14 protein-coding genes are annotated in these 16371 nt (G+C 65.9%); 7 read left to right on the top strand and 7 right to left on the bottom strand.

Translation table 11 applies throughout. From position 1 onward, the window contains the following. The 5 genes from ALTAJ2_RS14460 to ALTAJ2_RS14440 all read left to right on the top strand — a co-directional run bounded on the left by ALTAJ2_RS14460 (nucleotide 1) and on the right by ALTAJ2_RS14440 (nucleotide 5550). Complete coding sequence (locus tag ALTAJ2_RS14460) at nucleotides 1-1662, top strand: 4Fe-4S ferredoxin N-terminal domain-containing protein (protein ID WP_007108542.1); 1662 nt, start codon at nucleotides 1-3, stop codon at nucleotides 1660-1662. Beyond that, nucleotides 1659-3011, top strand: a complete 1353-nt coding sequence (gene nrfD / locus ALTAJ2_RS14455; protein ID WP_007108541.1) for an NrfD/PsrC family molybdoenzyme membrane anchor subunit — start codon at nucleotides 1659-1661, stop codon at nucleotides 3009-3011. Before ALTAJ2_RS14460 ends, nrfD begins: the two co-directional genes overlap by 4 nt. Continuing rightward, on the top strand, nucleotides 3008-3316 hold the full coding sequence (locus ALTAJ2_RS14450; protein ID WP_006187297.1) for a hypothetical protein: 309 nt from the start codon (nucleotides 3008-3010) through the stop codon (nucleotides 3314-3316). The genes nrfD and ALTAJ2_RS14450 overlap by 4 nt, the downstream gene beginning before the upstream one ends. 150 nt (nucleotides 3317-3466) lie before the next feature. Continuing rightward, nucleotides 3467-4558, top strand: a complete 1092-nt coding sequence (locus ALTAJ2_RS14445) for an Mrp/NBP35 family ATP-binding protein (protein WP_007108540.1) — start codon at nucleotides 3467-3469, stop codon at nucleotides 4556-4558. Between the two features lie 665 nt (nucleotides 4559-5223). Beyond that, complete coding sequence (locus tag ALTAJ2_RS14440) at nucleotides 5224-5550, top strand: cupin domain-containing protein (RefSeq protein ID WP_007108539.1); 327 nt, start codon at nucleotides 5224-5226, stop codon at nucleotides 5548-5550. Here ALTAJ2_RS14440 and ALTAJ2_RS14435 read toward each other — a convergent pair. The 3 genes from ALTAJ2_RS14435 to ALTAJ2_RS14425 form a co-directional block, all read right to left on the bottom strand. Further along, nucleotides 5547-6698 carry an asparagine synthase C-terminal domain-containing protein gene (locus tag ALTAJ2_RS14435; protein ID WP_007108538.1) on the bottom strand — a complete coding sequence of 384 codons (1152 nt, stop codon included), beginning with the start codon at nucleotides 6696-6698 and terminating at the stop codon, nucleotides 5547-5549. The genes ALTAJ2_RS14440 and ALTAJ2_RS14435 overlap by 4 nt on opposite strands. Next, nucleotides 6695-7378 (bottom strand): PHP domain-containing protein, encoded by a 684-nt coding sequence (locus tag ALTAJ2_RS14430; protein ID WP_007108537.1) that lies wholly within the window; start codon nucleotides 7376-7378, stop codon nucleotides 6695-6697. The genes ALTAJ2_RS14435 and ALTAJ2_RS14430 overlap by 4 nt, the downstream gene beginning before the upstream one ends. Nucleotides 7379-7484: 106 nt before the next feature. Next, nucleotides 7485-7865: a hypothetical protein gene (locus ALTAJ2_RS14425; RefSeq protein WP_007108536.1), complete on the bottom strand. Its 381-nt coding sequence runs from the start codon at nucleotides 7863-7865 to the stop codon at nucleotides 7485-7487. A 200-nt stretch (nucleotides 7866-8065) separates the two neighbouring features. On the opposite strand from ALTAJ2_RS14425, the gene purL reads away from it, so the two are divergent. Both purL and ALTAJ2_RS14415 read left to right on the top strand, forming a co-directional pair. After that, nucleotides 8066-10216: a phosphoribosylformylglycinamidine synthase subunit PurL gene (gene purL / locus ALTAJ2_RS14420; RefSeq protein ID WP_007108535.1), complete on the top strand. Its 2151-nt coding sequence runs from the start codon at nucleotides 8066-8068 to the stop codon at nucleotides 10214-10216. Between the two features lie 169 nt (nucleotides 10217-10385). Continuing rightward, on the top strand, nucleotides 10386-10973 hold the full coding sequence (locus ALTAJ2_RS14415; RefSeq protein WP_007108534.1) for a response regulator: 588 nt from the start codon (nucleotides 10386-10388) through the stop codon (nucleotides 10971-10973). Between the two features lies 1 nt (nucleotide 10974). On the opposite strand, the gene ALTAJ2_RS14410 is transcribed toward ALTAJ2_RS14415, so the two are convergent. The 4 genes from ALTAJ2_RS14410 to ALTAJ2_RS14395 all read right to left on the bottom strand — a co-directional run bounded on the left by ALTAJ2_RS14410 (nucleotide 10975) and on the right by ALTAJ2_RS14395 (nucleotide 16147). Beyond that, complete coding sequence (locus tag ALTAJ2_RS14410; protein ID WP_049899978.1) at nucleotides 10975-12828, bottom strand: PAS domain-containing sensor histidine kinase; 1854 nt, start codon at nucleotides 12826-12828, stop codon at nucleotides 10975-10977. A gap of 233 nt (nucleotides 12829-13061) precedes the next feature. Continuing rightward, complete coding sequence (locus ALTAJ2_RS14405; RefSeq protein ID WP_007108532.1) at nucleotides 13062-14294, bottom strand: GNAT family N-acetyltransferase; 1233 nt, start codon at nucleotides 14292-14294, stop codon at nucleotides 13062-13064. Nucleotides 14295-14501: 207 nt separating this feature from the next. Next, on the bottom strand, nucleotides 14502-15659 hold the full coding sequence (locus ALTAJ2_RS14400) for a pyridoxal phosphate-dependent aminotransferase (RefSeq protein ID WP_007108531.1): 1158 nt from the start codon (nucleotides 15657-15659) through the stop codon (nucleotides 14502-14504). A 2-nt stretch (nucleotides 15660-15661) separates the two neighbouring features. Continuing rightward, nucleotides 15662-16147: an Lrp/AsnC family transcriptional regulator gene (locus tag ALTAJ2_RS14395; RefSeq protein ID WP_007108530.1), complete on the bottom strand. Its 486-nt coding sequence runs from the start codon at nucleotides 16145-16147 to the stop codon at nucleotides 15662-15664. Nucleotides 16148-16371: the final 224 nt, after the last annotated feature.

The raw sequence follows: 16371 nt of genomic DNA, 5'->3' as shown, positions 1-16371 counted from the left end.
ATGAGCACGGACGATGAATCATTCCACCCGCTCGGGGACGAGTGGGAGGACGAACTCGAGACGATGCTCGACGATACCGAGTACGATAGTGATCTCGGTATGGAGATGGCCCAGGACGCGATGCGGGTCACCAAGGGCGAACTCTCCGAGGCCGAATTCCACGAGAAGCATCACGAGGCCGTGATGGAGGAGTTCGGCGAGGACGAGCGTCCGACCAAAGAAGCCTACGAGGCAGCACAGGAGGAGGCCAAGGGAACCGCCTCCAGAATGCTCGATGCCTTCGACGGCGACGGTGGAGAGACGCGTCGCGAGACGATGAAAAAGATGGGCGTCGGTGCAGCGGCCGTCGGGATGGGTGCGTTCAGTTCCACCCGGGACGGTCCCATGGAGAGCCTCTCCGCCGAGGGCGGACACTCGGAAACCACCGAACACAGCGACACGCAGTGGGGGATGACGATCGACCTCGAGCGCTGTGACGGCTGTCTGACCTGTATGACGGCCTGTACCCAGGAGAACGACCTCGACGCCGGCGTCAACTGGATGTACGTCATGGCTTGGGAGGACGAACTCCACGAGGGCCACGAGGAGGGCACCGACACCGGCGTCTACAGCTCCGATTTCAACATGGGGAGCGACTTCAACATGCTCGTGCGGCCGTGCCAGCACTGCACGGACGCCCCCTGTGAGAAGGTCTGTCCGACGACGGCCCGGCATACGCGTGACAAGGACGGGCTCGTCCTGACCGACTACGACGTCTGTATCGGCTGTCGCTACTGTCAGGTCGCCTGTCCCTACGGCGTCAACTACTTCCAGTGGGACGAACCCCACACGGACTACGAGGACATCCCGAAGGCAAAGGACCGCGATGTCGACAGTCCCGACGAGATCACACACGCCCAGTACGAACACGGCGAGCGCTGGGTTGACAGCCGCGCACCTCGTGGCGTGATGAGCAAGTGTACGATGTGTCCGTCCATGCAGGACGGTCAACAGGGCGACGAGAAGGTCGGCACGAGCGCCTGCGAGACGGCCTGCCCGCCGAACGCGATCCAGTTCGGGAACGTCAAAGACGAGAAGAGCGATCCGTACCAGCACCGCGAGCACCCGAGCAAGAGCCGGGCCGTCATCCGTCTATCGAGCGAGCACACCGACTCGAGCGGCATTCCGTCGCCGGAGACGATCGACGGGACGCTCAGTTCGGACGACGACATCGAGTCCGCCCTCGAGAAGTTCGAGAACCTCGACAAGGAGACCCTCTCGATCATGAAGGCGGTCGAGCTCGTCAGCGATCGCACCGAGCCCGGTGACGAGGAGAACAACAGCATCCTCCGCAAGGAACAGGAGGTCGTCGCCGCCGTCGACGCCTTCGAACAGTACGTCGACCTCGAGACCGACGCGGCCATCACTCAACTGCAACTCGGCGACGGCAGCGAGCGGCAGGCCAGGTTCCGCATCCAGCAGTACACCGGCAAGCCGAACTCGTTCAAGTTGCTCGAGGACGTCGGGACGAACCCGAACGTCACCTATCTCGGCGAACAGCCCGGACCGGAAGCGGAGCAGGTCGAAGGGCCGACGAAGTACGAGGACGTCGGTCTCGTCGACAAACGGCAGGATCTCCTCGACGAGGAAACCGTCGGCGGTATTGACGGGGTGTCGCTATGAGCACGAAGGAGCCGTCCGAAGCGGACATCCTTCGTCCGATCAACACGCTCACGAAGAAGTACTTCCTGGTCTACGGTATCGCCGCCATCGGCCTCCTCGCCTTCATCGTCGCTTGGGGATACCAGCTCCAGAAAGGGCTGGTCGTCACCGGCCTCGGCGACTGGGGCAGCGGCGGCGGTTCGACCTGGGGCCTGTACATCGGCGCGTTCATCTGGTGGGTCGGCGTCGCTCACGGCGGCATCATCCTCTCGGCCGCCGTTCGCCTGCTCGGCATGGACCGATACATGCCGATCGCCCGACTCGCGGAGATGACAACGATCGGTGGCCTCTCGGCCGCCGGCTTCTACATTATCGTTCACATGGGCCGTCCGGACCGGATGGTCACCAGCATCATCGGTCACTATCACATCACGGTCAACAACTCGCCGCTGGTGTGGGACGTGACGGTCATTACGGCGTACTTCGTGCTGTCGGCCACCTACCTCGGTCTGACGCTCCGGTACGACGTCAACCGCCTGCGTGACGACCTCCCCGACATGTTCGAGCCGATCTACAAGATCATGACGATCGGCTACACCAAGCGAGAGGACGAGGTCATCCAGCGGATGGTCTGGTGGCTCGCGGCGGCGGTCATCATCATGGCCCCGCTCCTGCTCCACGGCGGCGTCATTCCGTGGCTGTTCGCGCTGCTGCCGGCGATGCCCGCCTGGACCGGTGCGATTCAGGGGCCGATGTTCCTGAGTATCGCGCTGATGTCCGCGATCAGCGGCGTGATCATCATCTCCTATGGGTTCCGTCGTGCCTACGACTGGGACCACATCATCACCGACGACATCTTCCGCGGGCTGCTCCTGTGGCTCGGGTTCTTCACCCTGTTGTTCCTCTGGTTCCAGCTTCAGGCCGTCTTCAACGGCATCTTCCTCGGTCCGCTCGACAAGGCACACGCGGCCGAAGCGAAAATCGCCCACCCACTCTACCGTATCGCGATCGGGCTCATCTTCGCCTCGCTCGTGTACATCTTCGCTCAGGGAATCCGCCCGGCGCTGTTCAGCAAGAAACGAGCGCTCGTCGTCAGCTGTGCGGTGCTCATGGGAACCCTGACCGAGAAGGTCCTGTTCGTCGTCGAAGGCTTCATGGACCCGCACTTCAACATCTACGCCAACACGCCCGGGTCCTACTTCCCGAGCGCGATCGAATGGCTGTCGCTCGTCGGAACGACTGCGCTGGTCGTACTTTTATTCCTCAACCTCTCGAAGCTCGTCCCGGTGGTCGAACTCCACGCGATCGAACACCTGCGCGGTGAGCACGAGCACAGTGAGGAAGCGACCGAACCGGAGGTGGAAGCATGAGTACTACGCAAACGATCCTCTCGACGCTCCTGTACCACGGCTACGACGGTACGTCCGGTTTCACTGGCTTCGCCAACGAGGGGACCTGGATCATCTTCGCCGTCATTCTGGTCCCGGTCTACATCATGCTCGCGGCCTGGTTCCTCGGGAAACCACGCGACACGAAAGCCGGATTGACCGGCGTAAGCTACCTCGTCGGCCTGACGACATCGATGTGGGTCGGGATGTTCGTCCTGACCGTGCTGATCGGCGTCGTCTTCTACGGCGGCCCACCGGAGCCGATCAGCAGCGTCGGTCCGCCGTAACCGTCACTCGAATCGCATCCGAACACCGTTTCGTTTTTTCGCGCCCGCTGTGACCGGCCCCCAGTACGCGGTCCGTGAGCCGCCGCTCGAGTATCGAACCATCACACGTATCCCGTTGCACGCCCTCCATTCGGCTAGCATACAGTCACTATGAGTATCACAGAACACGAACTCGAAATCAAACTCGAGGGGGTCGAAGATCCGGACATCGGCGAGGACATCGTCTCGCTTGGGCTGGTCAACGACGTTACCATCGACGACGAGACCGCCCGCATTTCGTTGGCTTTCAACGCGCCCTACGCGCCCTCCGAGATGGAGATCGGGAATCAGGTCCGTGAGGTCATCGAGGACGCCGGTCTCGAGGCCGACCTGCGGGCGCACGTCGGCGAGGACCACGGCTTCGACGACGAAGTCCTCCCGCGGGTTCGTAACGTCATCGCCGTCTCCTCCGGGAAGGGCGGCGTCGGGAAGACGACGGTCGCGGCCAACCTCGCGGCCGGGCTCGAGAAACGCGGTGCGATGGTCGGCCTACTCGACGCGGACATTCACGGCCCGAACGTCCCACAGATTCTCCCGCCCGAGAGCGACCCCGGCGTCACGCCCAACGAGGAGATCGTTCCGCCCCGATCGGACGGCGTCCGCATCATCAGTATGGGAATGATGATGGAAGACGAGGACGACCCTGCGATCCTCCGCGGTCCGATGGTCAACAAGTTCATGATGAAGTTCCTCGAGGGCGTCGAGTGGGGGCGGCTGGACTACCTCATCGTCGACCTGCCGCCGGGGACCGGCGACGCGACGCTGAACCTGCTCCAGTCGATGCCCGTGACGGGATCGGTCGTCGTCACGACGCCCCAGGAGATGGCGTTAGACGACACCCGGAAGGGGATTCAGATGTTCAACAAACACGATACGCCGGTGCTGGGCGTCGTCGAGAACATGAGCTCCTTTATTTGTCCGTCCTGTGGCGACCAGCACGGCCTGTTCGGCACTGGCGGCGCGGACACCATCGTCGACAAGTACGACGTCCCGCTGCTCGGTCGAATCCCGATCCACCCGGACTTCGGAGCCGACGGCAGCCAGGGTGCGCTCGTCAAGGACGACGACAGCGAGGTCCAGAGCCACCTCGAGGACGTCGTCGGCGAGGTCGCGGATCGGATCGGCGAGACCAACCGTCGGACGGTATCGGAGAACATCACGCAGGAACCCGCGAACAAGCTGCCGACCGAGACCGAGGACTAACGTCCGTCCCGGCGAGTACGACGTGCGGACCGCAGGTCGAATTTTCGTGCTGGCCAGTCCCGAGACGGAGCGGTTCAACTCCGATTGCGAATCCCGGTTTCGGTCTCCGTTTCCCCCCGCCGTTATAGGCTGAACAGGCACAATACCACGCCGTTCACGGCGTGGATACGAGCCGTCACTTGTCGTAACAACTCACCGTTCAAACGCCACTCCCGAGTTTCCCATGGTGATGGTTAAGTGGCAGGCGACCTACTGTAGAGTAGGAATCGGTCGGAACGGATCGGATTCCGAACCGTCCTTCGGAGGCGGCCTGTCCGCCCACGAAACGAGGCAGTATCCGGAACGGCAGTCGGTGAACGCACTTTCCAGAAGAGTGTGTCTGTGCTGACTGTTCAAAGCGAGCACCACGATACCCCCGACTCTGCTGACACCTGCCGGCATCCCGCTGGCAAAAACAATACCGGGACGCCAAAAACGGTCAAGGAGAGGGGTAACGGCGGTTTGGCACCGCCAGCAGTCCACCAGTTCGATGTGTGGGACTACCCGTGCCCGAAAGAACTGGGAGTCCGGTGACTGGACTGCGAACCTGAAACTCCTACCGCTCGGGATTCCTCCGCGTTTACCCGGAGGAGGATGTCAAACCGCGTCCCCTCGAACCGACGCCCATGTTGGATACGTACGCCGATGCGATCGCCGACCTCGAGCCCGCCGACGGCGAGGTCGAGACCGCGGAACTGATCGTCACCGACGACGTGCTCGTCAAGGCGTTCGCCCTCGGTCCGGCTGCGGAACTCGAGGTCCACGACCACGCCGACAGCACGAACGTCTTTCACGTGCTCGAGGGGACGGTGACCGTCGTCCAGGACGAGGAACGCGAGCGGGTCGATGCACCAGGCGTGGTCCACCACGAGCGCGGCGTCGCCCACGGCGCGAGAAACGAGACCGACGAGACGGTACTCTTCACGGCGAGCCTCTGTCCGCTGCCGTCCTAAGACGACGCGGAAGAGGAATCGCGTTCGGTCGGGCCGTCCGAACACAGCGCGGCGACGTACTTGGTGACGTGATCGTCGATTCGGCGCTTGTAGCCGGCTTGGCGAGCGAGCCGGTCGAGTTCGCGGGCGACGAGGCTCCCGTATTGGACCGCCTTCTTGTCCCGCGTGGCGACCTCGGCGGGGAGATACTCGGCGGCGATGCGACGGAAGCCACGCTTTCGTTCGTCCTCGTCGGCCAGTAGCTCGTCGGGCAATCGGAGTGCGGCCGCGACCACGGCGTCGTGGAGGAAGGGCGCGACCGGCTCGAGGCCCGTCGCCCGAATTGTCAACACGTCTCGAGGGAGCTGGGCGGGCAGGCTGCGGATCCCCTCGCGAACGGCCCCGCGAACCGTCTCGGCCTCGACTCGGTGGTCGAGTCGGACGACTTTCTCGTAGCCGCCGAACAGTTCGTCGGCACCCTGTCCGACGGCGAGCGCGTCGAACCCGTCGGCGGCGACGCGTTCGCCGACCAGAAACAGCGGCAGCGCGATCTGGACGTCCATCGCGTTCGTCCGGCCGGTCGCCCGCGCCACGTCGGGGACGGCGCGCTCGAGGTCGGCCGGCTCGAGGTCGACGACCGTCAGGTCGCGCCCCATCGCGTCGGCCGCCGTCCGTGCGGCCTCGACGTCGTGACTGTCCGGAAAGCCGACGACGTACAGCGGCGCGTCCAGCAGTTCGGCGACCAGCGCCGAGTCGACGCCACCGGAGAAGGCGACGGCGATATCCCGGTCGTCCCGCCGAGCCGCGTCGGCCGCGGTTTCGATCGCGTCGGCGAGCCCCGCGAGAGCGGCGTCGGGCGCTGCCGGCGTCGGATCGGGGAGCGCCCAGTGGGACTCGGGGTCGGGAAGCGACTCGCCGACGGCCGCGGCTGCGCCGGCCGGAAAGAGCGTCGGTTCCTCGAGTGCGGTCGGCTCGAAGGCCCACGTCGGCTCCGCGCGTGTCGTGCTCGAAGCGCCGTCGACGAAGAGGGGGACCCGTCCGAGCACGTCGCGAACGAGCCGGTCGTCGACCGCTCCCGCGAAGCCGGTCGTTCCGGGGAGCGGGTCGCGATTCTCGAGGGCGGTGCGAACGACCGGGGGCTCGGTGCCGCGGAGGCGTGGCGCTGTCATTGGAGGAGTTTCAGAACGCGGCTCAGTCGTCGCGTGACGCCGCCGGCGAACTGCTGGACGCTGATCCGCCAGGGGGTTCGTTTGCCCTCGACGGTCGTCCGTCCGGCGGCGATCGCGTCCAGAATCGCGTCGACGGAGCGTTCGTCGGTGTCGACGCGGGTGACCGCCTGGCCGACCATCTCACTGATGTGAGCGTCGCTCCCGGCGGTCATCGGCAGATCCCGCGAGCGGGCGTAACGTTCGGCCTGTCGGTTGGCGCGTCCGGTAAACAGCCGGGAGTTGTAGACCTCGATCGCGTCGCCCAAGGCGAGTTGGTCCCGCGAAATCCGCGCCATGACGCCGTGGCGAGACTCCTGAAACGGGTGGGGAATCACGGCCAGGCCGCCCTGGTCGTGGATCGCCTCGAGCGTCGATTCGAACGAAAGTCCCGGCGGGACGGCCTCCTCGAGCCCTAGGCCGAGCACGTGGCCCGCCTTGCTCGAGATTTCCATGCCCGGAATGGCGACCAGTCCGTAATCGGGGGCGCGCTCGACGGCCTCGAGGCTCGCGTCGATCTCGTCGTGGTCCGTCACGGCGATCGCGTCGAGGCCGATGGCTTCGGCCTGCTCCAGAATGAGCTCGACCGGGTCGCGACCGTCGTAGGACAGCGACGAATGCGTGTGGAGTTCGACCGACAGCACGATCGCACGTTTAGGCGGCCTGATCAAAAACGACTCGGTCCCGACTACGGTCGGGGAACGGAGCCATCGTCGCGACTCGAGACAACGGGTTGTCTCGTCGATGGGACTACTCCTTGTAGGGGTCTGCCGAATGAACGTCGATATCGTACGTCGATGCCGCGCGTTCCAGCCGTATTCGTTCGTCGACGACGGTCGGGACGAACCCCTCGTGATCGCCCTCGACCAGCCAGCCCGCACCGACGAGAATCGCCGCGACGAGCGCCCCGACTATCGCGTGCTCGACCAAGACGCCGCCGACGCCGACGGCGATCGCGATCCCCGCTATTCCGAGCCGTCGAACCCGAATCCGCTTTCGCAACTCGTTCTCGTGGGCGGCGACGATCCGCGTTCCCTCTCCCGCGGGCACGGACCGGTAGCTGGGTCCGGATGCGGTCTCGTAGCGAAGCACATCGACCAGATCCCTGTCGTCGAATTCGTCCCCACTCATCGATGGTCCCGTCACACTGTGGATAGGAAACGTTCGCGGGACGTCGACCCACCTTCTCGACGGTCACGCCGCGATCTACGCTGACACCGCGGTGACCCTCTCACCGAACCGCTCCGCTGCCCGCTCGCTCTGGCGCGTATTTTATCCACGAACGTGCATATAGAAACCCATTTACCGACCGACTTTCATCACCTAGGTGAATGAGTCTTGCCGATTCGGACCGCGAACTCGTCGTCTCCGAGTTAGATCGGGAGCCGACTCGAGCGGAGGCGGCGCTGTTCGAGAACCTCTGGAGCGAGCACTGTGCGTACCGCTCCTCGCGACCGTTGCTGTCGGCCTTCGACAGCGAGGGCGAGCGGGTCGTCGTCGGCCCGGGCGACGACGCGGCGGTCGTCGCGCTCGATGGGGAGACCTACATCACGCTGGGGATCGAGAGCCACAACCACCCCTCCTACGTCGACCCGTTCGACGGCGCGGCGACCGGCGTCGGCGGTATCGTCCGGGATACGCTCTCGATGGGTGCCTACCCGATCGCGCTCGCGGACTCGCTGTACTTCGGCGAGTTCGACGACGAGCACTCGAAGTACCTCTTCGAGGGCGTCGTCGAGGGGATCAGTCACTACGGCAACTGTATCGGCGTTCCCACGGTCGCGGGCAGCGTCGATTTCCACACGGACTACGAGGGCAACCCGCTCGTCAACGTCGCCTGCGTCGGCCTGACGACCGAGGAGCGACTCGTGACCGCCGAGGCCCAAGAGCCCGGCAACAAACTGGTGCTCGTCGGGAACGCCACCGGCCGCGACGGGCTCGGTGGCGCGAGCTTCGCCAGCGAGGACCTAGCGGAGGACGCCGAGACCGAGGACCGCCCCGCCGTTCAGGTCGGGGACCCCTACGCGGAGAAGCTGCTGATCGAGGCCAACGAGCAACTCGTCGACGAGGACCTGATCGAATCGGCCCGCGACCTCGGTGCCGCCGGTCTCGGCGGTGCATCCAGCGAGATGGTCGCCAAGGCCGATCTCGGTGCCCACATCGAACTCGATCGGGTCCACCAGCGCGAACCGAACATGAATGCGCTCGAGATCCTGCTCGCCGAATCCCAGGAGCGGATGTGCTACGAAGTCGAGCCCGACAACGTCGAGCGGGTCCGCGAGATCGCCGAGCGGTTCGATCTGGGCTGTTCGGTCATCGGCGAGGTCACCGAGGGCAACTACGTCTGTACCGTCGAGGAGAGCGCGTCCGGAGAGCGCGAGACGGTCGTCGACGTCGACGCTTACTTCCTCGGTGAGGGCGCGCCGATGAACGACCTCGAGAGCGAGGTACCCCCCGAACCCGAACCCGACCTGCCCGACGCGGACCTCACGGACGCCTTCGACGCGGTCGTCTCGAGCCCGAACACGGCCTCGAAGCGGTGGGTCTACCGGCAGTACGACCACGAGGTCGGCGTCCGCACGAGCGTCGGACCGGGCGACGACGCCGCGATTATGGCGGTCCGAGAAGCCGAACAGGGGCTCGCACTATCTACCGGCGGGGCACCGAACTGGACCGACGCCGCGCCCTACGAGGGGGCCCGCGCGGTCGCGCTCGAGAACGCGACGAACATCGCGGCCAAGGGGGCGACGCCGCTGGCCGCGGTCGACTGTCTCAACGGCGGCAACCCGGAGAAGCCGGACGTGTACGGCGGGTTCACGGGAATCGTCGACGGGCTCGCCGAGATGTGCGAAACCCTCTCGACGCCGGTCGTCGGCGGGAACGTCTCGCTGTACAACGACTCCGTCGCCGGGCCGATCCCGCCGACGCCGACGCTGGCGATGGTCGGTGCCAAGGACGGCTACGACGCCCCGCCGCTGTCGGTCGCGGCCGACGGCGACCTGCTGCTCGTCGGCGATCGCGGCCTCGCAGCCGACGACGTCCGACTCGGCGGCTCGGAGTACCTCGCACAGTTCGACGGCAGCGACCGGTTCCCGGCGCTCCCCGACGATCCCGCGGCCCTGATCGAGACGCTCGCAGCGGTCGCGGACGAGGACGCGACGCTTGCGGTCCACGACGTCAGCCACGGCGGCCTCGCCGTCGCGCTCGCCGAGATGGTCACCGCGGACGCCGGTCTCGAGGTGTCGCTCCCGGGCGACGATCCCGCGGGTACGTTGTTCCACGAACAGCCGGGGCGAGCGCTGATCCAGACCGATTCGCCGGCGGCGGTCCGCGACGCGTTCGACGGCGTCGCACCGGTCGTCGAACTCGGGACCGCGACCGACGGCGGACGGCTGGTGATCGACGCGGGCGATCGGACGATCGAAACCGACGCGGCGACGATCCGCGAGCGACGCGCGACGATCGAACGCGACCTCGAGTAACGAGCCGTCGACGAAGCGACCGATCACGATCCGGGTTACCACACCTGTCACTCGAGCTAAGGTATAGTAATATCTACCCGTGTCGTGATTCCGTCGATCTATTGTCCGGAATATTGATATACAGTCGGGCCCACCTACCCGACGAACCGATAGTCTCGGAGGAACTTCGATGACAATCGACACCCCGTCCGTCCTGATCGTCGAAGACGAACCCGACCTCGCGGATCTCTACGCCGCCTGGCTCGAGGACGACTGCGACGTCGAGACGGTCTACGACGGCAACGAAGCGTTAGACGCCATCGACGGCTCGATCGATGTCGTGCTACTCGACCGGCGGATGCCGGGACTCTCCGGCGATACCGTCCTCGATACGATTCGGGAACGGGGCCTCGACTGTCGCGTCGCGATGGTGACGGCGGTCGAGCCGGACTTCGACATCATCGGGCTGGGGTTCGACGACTACCTCGTCAAGCCGGTCTCGAAGGGCGAACTGGTCGACATCATCGACCAACTGCAGCTCCGAGCGAGCTACAACGAGAAACTCCAGGAGTTTTTCGCGCTCGCGTCGAAGAAGGCGCTGTTAGACGACCAGAAGACCGACGCCCAACGGAAGTCGAGCCAGGAGTACGCCGAACTCAGGGACCGACTGGCGGTCCTCCGGGTCCAGGTCAACGACACGATGCAGTCGCTGTTCGAACAAGACGGCTACCGACAGCTCTGTCGCGACATCGCGGGCGAGTCGGTGATTCGAGAGTAAGTCACTCGAGCCGGCGCTCGAGTGTCGTCACGTCCCGGAACTCGATCCGCGTGCCGCCGTCGCCGTTGGTGACGGTACACTCCCAGTCGTGAGCCTCGGCGATGGCACGGACGAGCGCGAGACCGAGTCCGTCGATCGCGGTCTCGTCGTCGGCGGTCGGGTCGAGCACGCGATCGTGTGCGTTCGGCGGGATTTTCGCCGCGTCGTCGAGGACGAAAAAGCCACGGCTCCCGTCGTCGTCGAACCCGACGAGCCCGATCCGGACCGTCACGTCGCCGTCGGCCCGTGCGACGGCGCTGTCGAAGGCCGTCTCGAGCAGGTGGGAAAACCGATCGGGATCGGCCCGGAGCACCGCCGAGCCGTCGACGACGACGGCGGCCTCGTCGAGACGTGACTCGCCGACGGCGTCGGCGATCGCCGACTCGAGGCGGAGCCGGCTTCGGGTCCCGACTCGCGAGGCGTTGCGGGCGAACTCCCGGATGTCGTCGACGAGCCCTTCGGTGCGGTCGAGCGTCGTTTCGACCGTGTCCTCCGCGAGGGGGAACTCCCACTCGTCGGCCCGATCGTCCTCGAGCGCGTCGGCCACGGCCTCGAGTTGGCGTTGCAGATCGCTCGAGAGGACGTCGGCCACGGCTTCGAGGCGCTCGGTCTGGCGCTCGAGTTCGGTCGTCCGGTCCCGAAGAACCTGCTCCCGTTCGGCCCGATCGAGGGCGGCCCGCGTGTTCTCGACGAGCGTCGAGATGAGATCGACGTCGGTCTCGTCGAACCAGTGGGGCTTGAGCGAGCCGGTCATGAGGACGCCGTGGGTACCGATCGGTGCGATGATCTCCGACCCGAGCGTCGTATCCGGGTTGTAGAGGCCGTCGACCGACTCGAGGTCGTCGAACAGTTCGACCTCGCCGGCCTCGAAGACGTCCCAGACGAGCCCTTCACCGGCGTTGAATCGCGGCAGGCCGCCGAACTCGTCGTGGGCACCCGCGGTCCCGGCGACGGGTTCGAGGTAGCCCCGTTCCTCCTCCAGAAGCCAGACGCCGCTGATCGGGAGGTCGAGCAGATCGCTGCCGGCGTGGACGGAGATCGCACAGATCTCCTCCGGATCGTCCGACTCGAGGAGCCACCGCGTGATCTCGTGGAGGGACGTGACGACGCGGTCGTACTCGTGTCGGTCGGTGACGTCTCGAACCACGGCGGCGACGGTCGCCGTGTTGTCCTCGATCGGCACGAACCGGAACTCGGCCATCCGGTCGTCACCGTCCGGGCCGACGTAGGGGAGTTCGAGTTGGCGGCGATCCGCGTTCCTGACGTCGACGTCGGTGATCGCGCGGCCGATGTCGACGGCGTGTTGGTCGTCGATCCCGGCCAGTTCGGTGAGCGTTTCGACGTGTTCGCCGACGATGGCCGACCGCTCCGCGCCCAGAATCGATTCGGTCGCACCGTTTATCGTCACGATTTCCCGGTTGCGGTCGAGCGTGACGACGGCGTCGTGGACCGCCTCGACGACGGCGGCGTGTTGGGCCAGCGTCGTCTCCTGTGCCTTCCGCTCGGTGACGTCGCGCATGTACACCGAGAGGCCGGTGGTGGACGGATACGCCCGGGCTTCGAACCACGTCTCGAGGGGCATGTGATAGATCTCGAAGGAGACCGGCACCTGCTCGTCCATCGCGCGATGGAACCCGTCGGGGAACTGGGTCTCGACGGTCTGAGGGAACTCGTCCCACATGACGCGCCCGATCAGTTCCTCGCGGGACCGCTCGAGGAGCGTCTCCGCTCGCTCGTTGAGATAGGTGAACCGAAAGCCCGTATCGAGGGCGAAGAAGGCGTCGGTCACCCGATCGACGATCGGAACGGAGCGCATCGTCACGGCTCTCCACCCCGACTCGCCGACCGACACCGACCCACCCCGCGCTCGAGGCGATCGCCACTCGCAACCGTAGTCATCATCGACAGACAGTTAGCACGTAGTTAGTGAACGTCCTATTTCAGTGCCGTGGCCGAGCGTTTGGATGGGACGCTGTGACAATCCCCGTCCGTCATCGAATTCCCTCCCCCGCCGGTCGAAGGCGGCGGTCGACGCAGCGTCGCGTGCAGTCAAAACTGATCACCGAGGTAGATGTCCGTTTCGGGAAAGAGCGTCGACAGCGCCTCCACGGCCTCCGAATCGGCCGTCTCGATCCCTCCGGTTCGCTCGAGGCTCGCCGCGGACCGGAACCCGACGACGAGCTGCGAGAGTGCACCGATCTCGAGGCGAGCGTCGGCGTCGACGGCCGACGCCGACCGGTCGCCGAGACGGGTACAGTCCGCGTGGTCGGCCGTGACCGCCAGCCGGAACACGCCCTCGTTCCACTCGGCCAGCGGGTCCTCGACGGCGATCGTCAGATCGACGTCCAGAGCCGGGTCCGAGAGTGCGGAGAGCGTTTCCGCGACGTCGACGATGCGGACCATCGGCCCGTCCTCGACGTGGGTCTCGATCCGGTCGGGGTCTCGAGCGAGATCGCGGAGTGGAAGGGCCGCGGGAGCGCGAAGCCGCACGCGCTCGACCTGTGACGCGTGATCGTGACAGAACGACAGCAACGATAGGGTGGCATCGCGATCCGCGGACACGAACTCGGAGACGGCCATCGTCCGGTCGCCCATTTCGCCGTCGAGCGTGTAGACGAGATAGCCCCGCACGTGCCCGTCACGTTCGTACGCGTAGACGAACGGGTCCCGATCGTGGCCGGCGAACACGCGATACCGCCACCAGTCCGCGTCGCGCTCGAGGGCCAGCGCGTATCGGTCGGCGTGTGCTTCGTAGGCCGGTCTGAGCGACTCGAACTCGTCGGCCGCGAATCGGCGGATCGACCCCGCATCCCGATCGACCGCGGCGGTCGCAAACGAGAGCACCGAGGGCTCGCACTCGTGGGTGACGATCCGGTTGCACGTGTCCCACCCGTACTGCCGGTAAAACCGATAACTGAACGGCCACAGTACGGAAAACCGGATGTCACGGTCGCGATACTCCGCGAGCGAGTCGGCGAGCAACTGCCGGACGTACCCCCGTCGGCGGTGCTCGGGTGGCGTCGCGACGGACGCGAGCCCGGCCGTTCGGTGGTTTTCGTCGCGAACGCGTGACTCGAGCCAGTAGTGCCGACAGACACACCGGGGCTCCGCGTCGTCGGCCGCACCGGCTTCGTACACGCCGCGACGGGACCCGAGCGTCGCGCGGGGCGTTTCGTGCTCGTCGGGGTCGTACGCCGGCACCCCCTCCTCGGGCCTGAACGCGTAGCTGCGGTACTCGTGAAAGACGTCCCGCTCGTCCGGAATGGGACGATAGTCGACCATGTACACGAGAGTGCGGGCGATCGGGAAAACTGTTCGTGATCGTCACACTATCGGAGCCACTGAGCCGATTACCATGCTGACCGCAGCGCCGTCATGTGGTCAGGTGTGCAGTGGTCTTCAGTAACACCGATAGTGCGTGGCCGGCGTTCCCGGTGGACCGACGGTCGGGAGACGTGGTCGCGAGCAGCGACGCCGGTCACTCCCGTTTCAGGTGTGTTCTTCGACGAACGCCTCGATCCGGTCGAGCGCCCGTCGGAGGTCCTCGAGGCCGGTCGCGTAGGAGATCCGCAGGTGACCCGCGCCGCCCTCGCCGAAGACGTCGCCGGGGACGACGGCCACGCCCTGTTCGCGCAGGACTGCCTCGGCGAACTCCTCGGCAGTGAAGCCCTCGGGGACCTCGGGGAAGCAGTAGAACGCGCCCTTGGCCTCGAAGACGTCCATCCCGATCTCGCGGAACCGCGAGAGGACGAACTGCCGGCGGCGGTCGTACTGGGCGACCATCTCCCGGACGTCGTCATCGCAGGAATCCAACGCCTCGAGCGCGGCATGCTGGGCCGTCGTCGGGGCCGAGAGCATCGTATACTGGTGGATCTTGTTCATCGCACCGATGGCATCGGCGGGACCCAGGGCGTAGCCCAGCCGGAGGCCGGTCATCGCGTGGGCCTTCGAGAAGCCGTTGAAGACGATGGTCCGTTCGCGCATCCCCGGCAGCGTCGCGATCGAGGTGTGCTCGCCGTCGTAGGTCAACTCGGCGTAGATCTCGTCGGACAGGACCGTCAGGTCGTGCTCCCGGGCGAACGCCGCGACCGGCTCGAGGTCCTCGGCGGGCATGATCGCGCCCGTCGGGTTGTTGGGATAACAGAGGACGAGCACGTCCGCGTCGGCCGCGCCGGCCGCCTCGAGTGCCTCGGCGGTGAGTCGGAACTCGTCTTCCTCCTTGGTCGGCACCGGCAACACGTCGCCGCCGGCGAAGATCACGCCGGGTTCGTAGGAGATGTAGGCCGGTTGGGCGATCGCGACCGTGTCGCCGGGGTCGACGAAGGCCCGGAAGGCCAGGTCGACCGCCTCGCTCGCACCCGCCGTAACGATGATCTCCTCGTCGGCACCGTACCCCAGATCGAACCGATCGGCGACGTAGTCGGCGATCGCCTCGCGGAGCGCTCGCTTCCCGCGGTTGGCCGTGTAGGAGGTTTTCCCCTGTTCTAAGGACGTGATCGCGGCGTCGCGGGCCGCCCACGGCGTCGCGAAGTCGGGTTCGCCGACGCCAAGCGAGATGACGTCGTCGCGTTCCTCGGCGATCTCGAAGAAGCGCCGAATGCCCGAGGGCGGCACCGTCTGCACGCGGTCTGACAGTTCGAACGTCATGGTCAGGGTGAGAACGAGAGGCGATCGTCCCCCTCGCCGTCGCCGAGTTCGATCCCGTTCTCCTTGTAGGAGGCCATCACGTAGTGGGTGACCGTCTGGGTGATCTCGGGGACGGGCGCGACCTTCTCGCTGATGAACTGCGAGACCTCGCGGATGGAATCGCCCTCGACCTCCATGTCGAAGTCGTAGTCGCCGCTGATCAGCCGCAGGGCTTTGACCTCCGGGAACCGCGCGAGGCGCTCCGCGATGTCGTCGTAGCTCGTCTCGCGGTCGAGCGTGACGTTCAACTCGACCTCGGCGCGGACGCGCTCGTCTTCCAGTTTGTCCCAGTCGACGACCGCCTGGTAGCCCCGGACGACGTCCGCCGCCTCGAGTTCCTCGATGGTCGCCTCGACCTCGCGTTCCTCGAGGTCGGTCATTCGCGCGATATCCGCCGTGGAGTAGCGCGCGTTCTCACGAAGCAACTCGAGCACCTCGCGTTCGCTCATACGGCGTGAAAGCGCGAGCGTGTGTAAAGGTTTAACGTTGTCCGGCCGGCGGCCCGCGGGGACGGTCGTCGAGGACGGGACCCACGACGAGGTGCTCGCAATGGATGGTCCGTACGCGGCGCTGTGGGGTGTCAAGCCGGTGAAACCGGTGCGATGCCCAGTCCCCTCGAGACACCGCGCGGTTCCGTCGACCGTAATTTTAGGCACGCCTAATAATCGGAGCG

Origin of the sequence: Natrinema altunense (genome assembly GCF_000731985.1) — an archaeon.
In the GTDB taxonomy this organism is placed as follows: domain Archaea; phylum Halobacteriota; class Halobacteria; order Halobacteriales; family Natrialbaceae; genus Natrinema; species Natrinema altunense.
The sequence above is the reverse complement of the archived record's forward strand: the minus strand, read 5'-3'. Positions and strand labels throughout refer to the sequence as shown.

What these genes read in the sequence shown, in the direction of transcription:
- ALTAJ2_RS14460 (WP_007108542.1), top strand. Translation starts at nt 1, where the DNA reads ATGAGCACGGACGATGAATCATTCCACCCGCTCGGGGACGAGTGGGAG.
- nrfD (WP_007108541.1), top strand. Translation starts at nt 1,659, where the DNA reads ATGAGCACGAAGGAGCCGTCCGAAGCGGACATCCTTCGTCCGATCAAC.
- ALTAJ2_RS14450 (WP_006187297.1), top strand. Translation starts at nt 3,008, where the DNA reads ATGAGTACTACGCAAACGATCCTCTCGACGCTCCTGTACCACGGCTAC.
- ALTAJ2_RS14445 (WP_007108540.1), top strand. Translation starts at nt 3,467, where the DNA reads ATGAGTATCACAGAACACGAACTCGAAATCAAACTCGAGGGGGTCGAA.
- ALTAJ2_RS14440 (WP_007108539.1), top strand. Translation starts at nt 5,224, where the DNA reads ATGTTGGATACGTACGCCGATGCGATCGCCGACCTCGAGCCCGCCGAC.
- ALTAJ2_RS14435 (WP_007108538.1), bottom strand. Translation starts at nt 6,698, where the DNA reads ATGACAGCGCCACGCCTCCGCGGCACCGAGCCCCCGGTCGTTCGCACC.
- ALTAJ2_RS14425 (WP_007108536.1), bottom strand. Translation starts at nt 7,865, where the DNA reads ATGAGTGGGGACGAATTCGACGACAGGGATCTGGTCGATGTGCTTCGC.
- purL (WP_007108535.1), top strand. Translation starts at nt 8,066, where the DNA reads ATGAGTCTTGCCGATTCGGACCGCGAACTCGTCGTCTCCGAGTTAGAT.
- ALTAJ2_RS14415 (WP_007108534.1), top strand. Translation starts at nt 10,386, where the DNA reads ATGACAATCGACACCCCGTCCGTCCTGATCGTCGAAGACGAACCCGAC.
- ALTAJ2_RS14410 (WP_049899978.1), bottom strand. Translation starts at nt 12,828, where the DNA reads ATGCGCTCCGTTCCGATCGTCGATCGGGTGACCGACGCCTTCTTCGCC.
- ALTAJ2_RS14405 (WP_007108532.1), bottom strand. Translation starts at nt 14,294, where the DNA reads ATGGTCGACTATCGTCCCATTCCGGACGAGCGGGACGTCTTTCACGAG.
- ALTAJ2_RS14400 (WP_007108531.1), bottom strand. Translation starts at nt 15,659, where the DNA reads ATGACGTTCGAACTGTCAGACCGCGTGCAGACGGTGCCGCCCTCGGGC.
- ALTAJ2_RS14395 (WP_007108530.1), bottom strand. Translation starts at nt 16,147, where the DNA reads ATGAGCGAACGCGAGGTGCTCGAGTTGCTTCGTGAGAACGCGCGCTAC.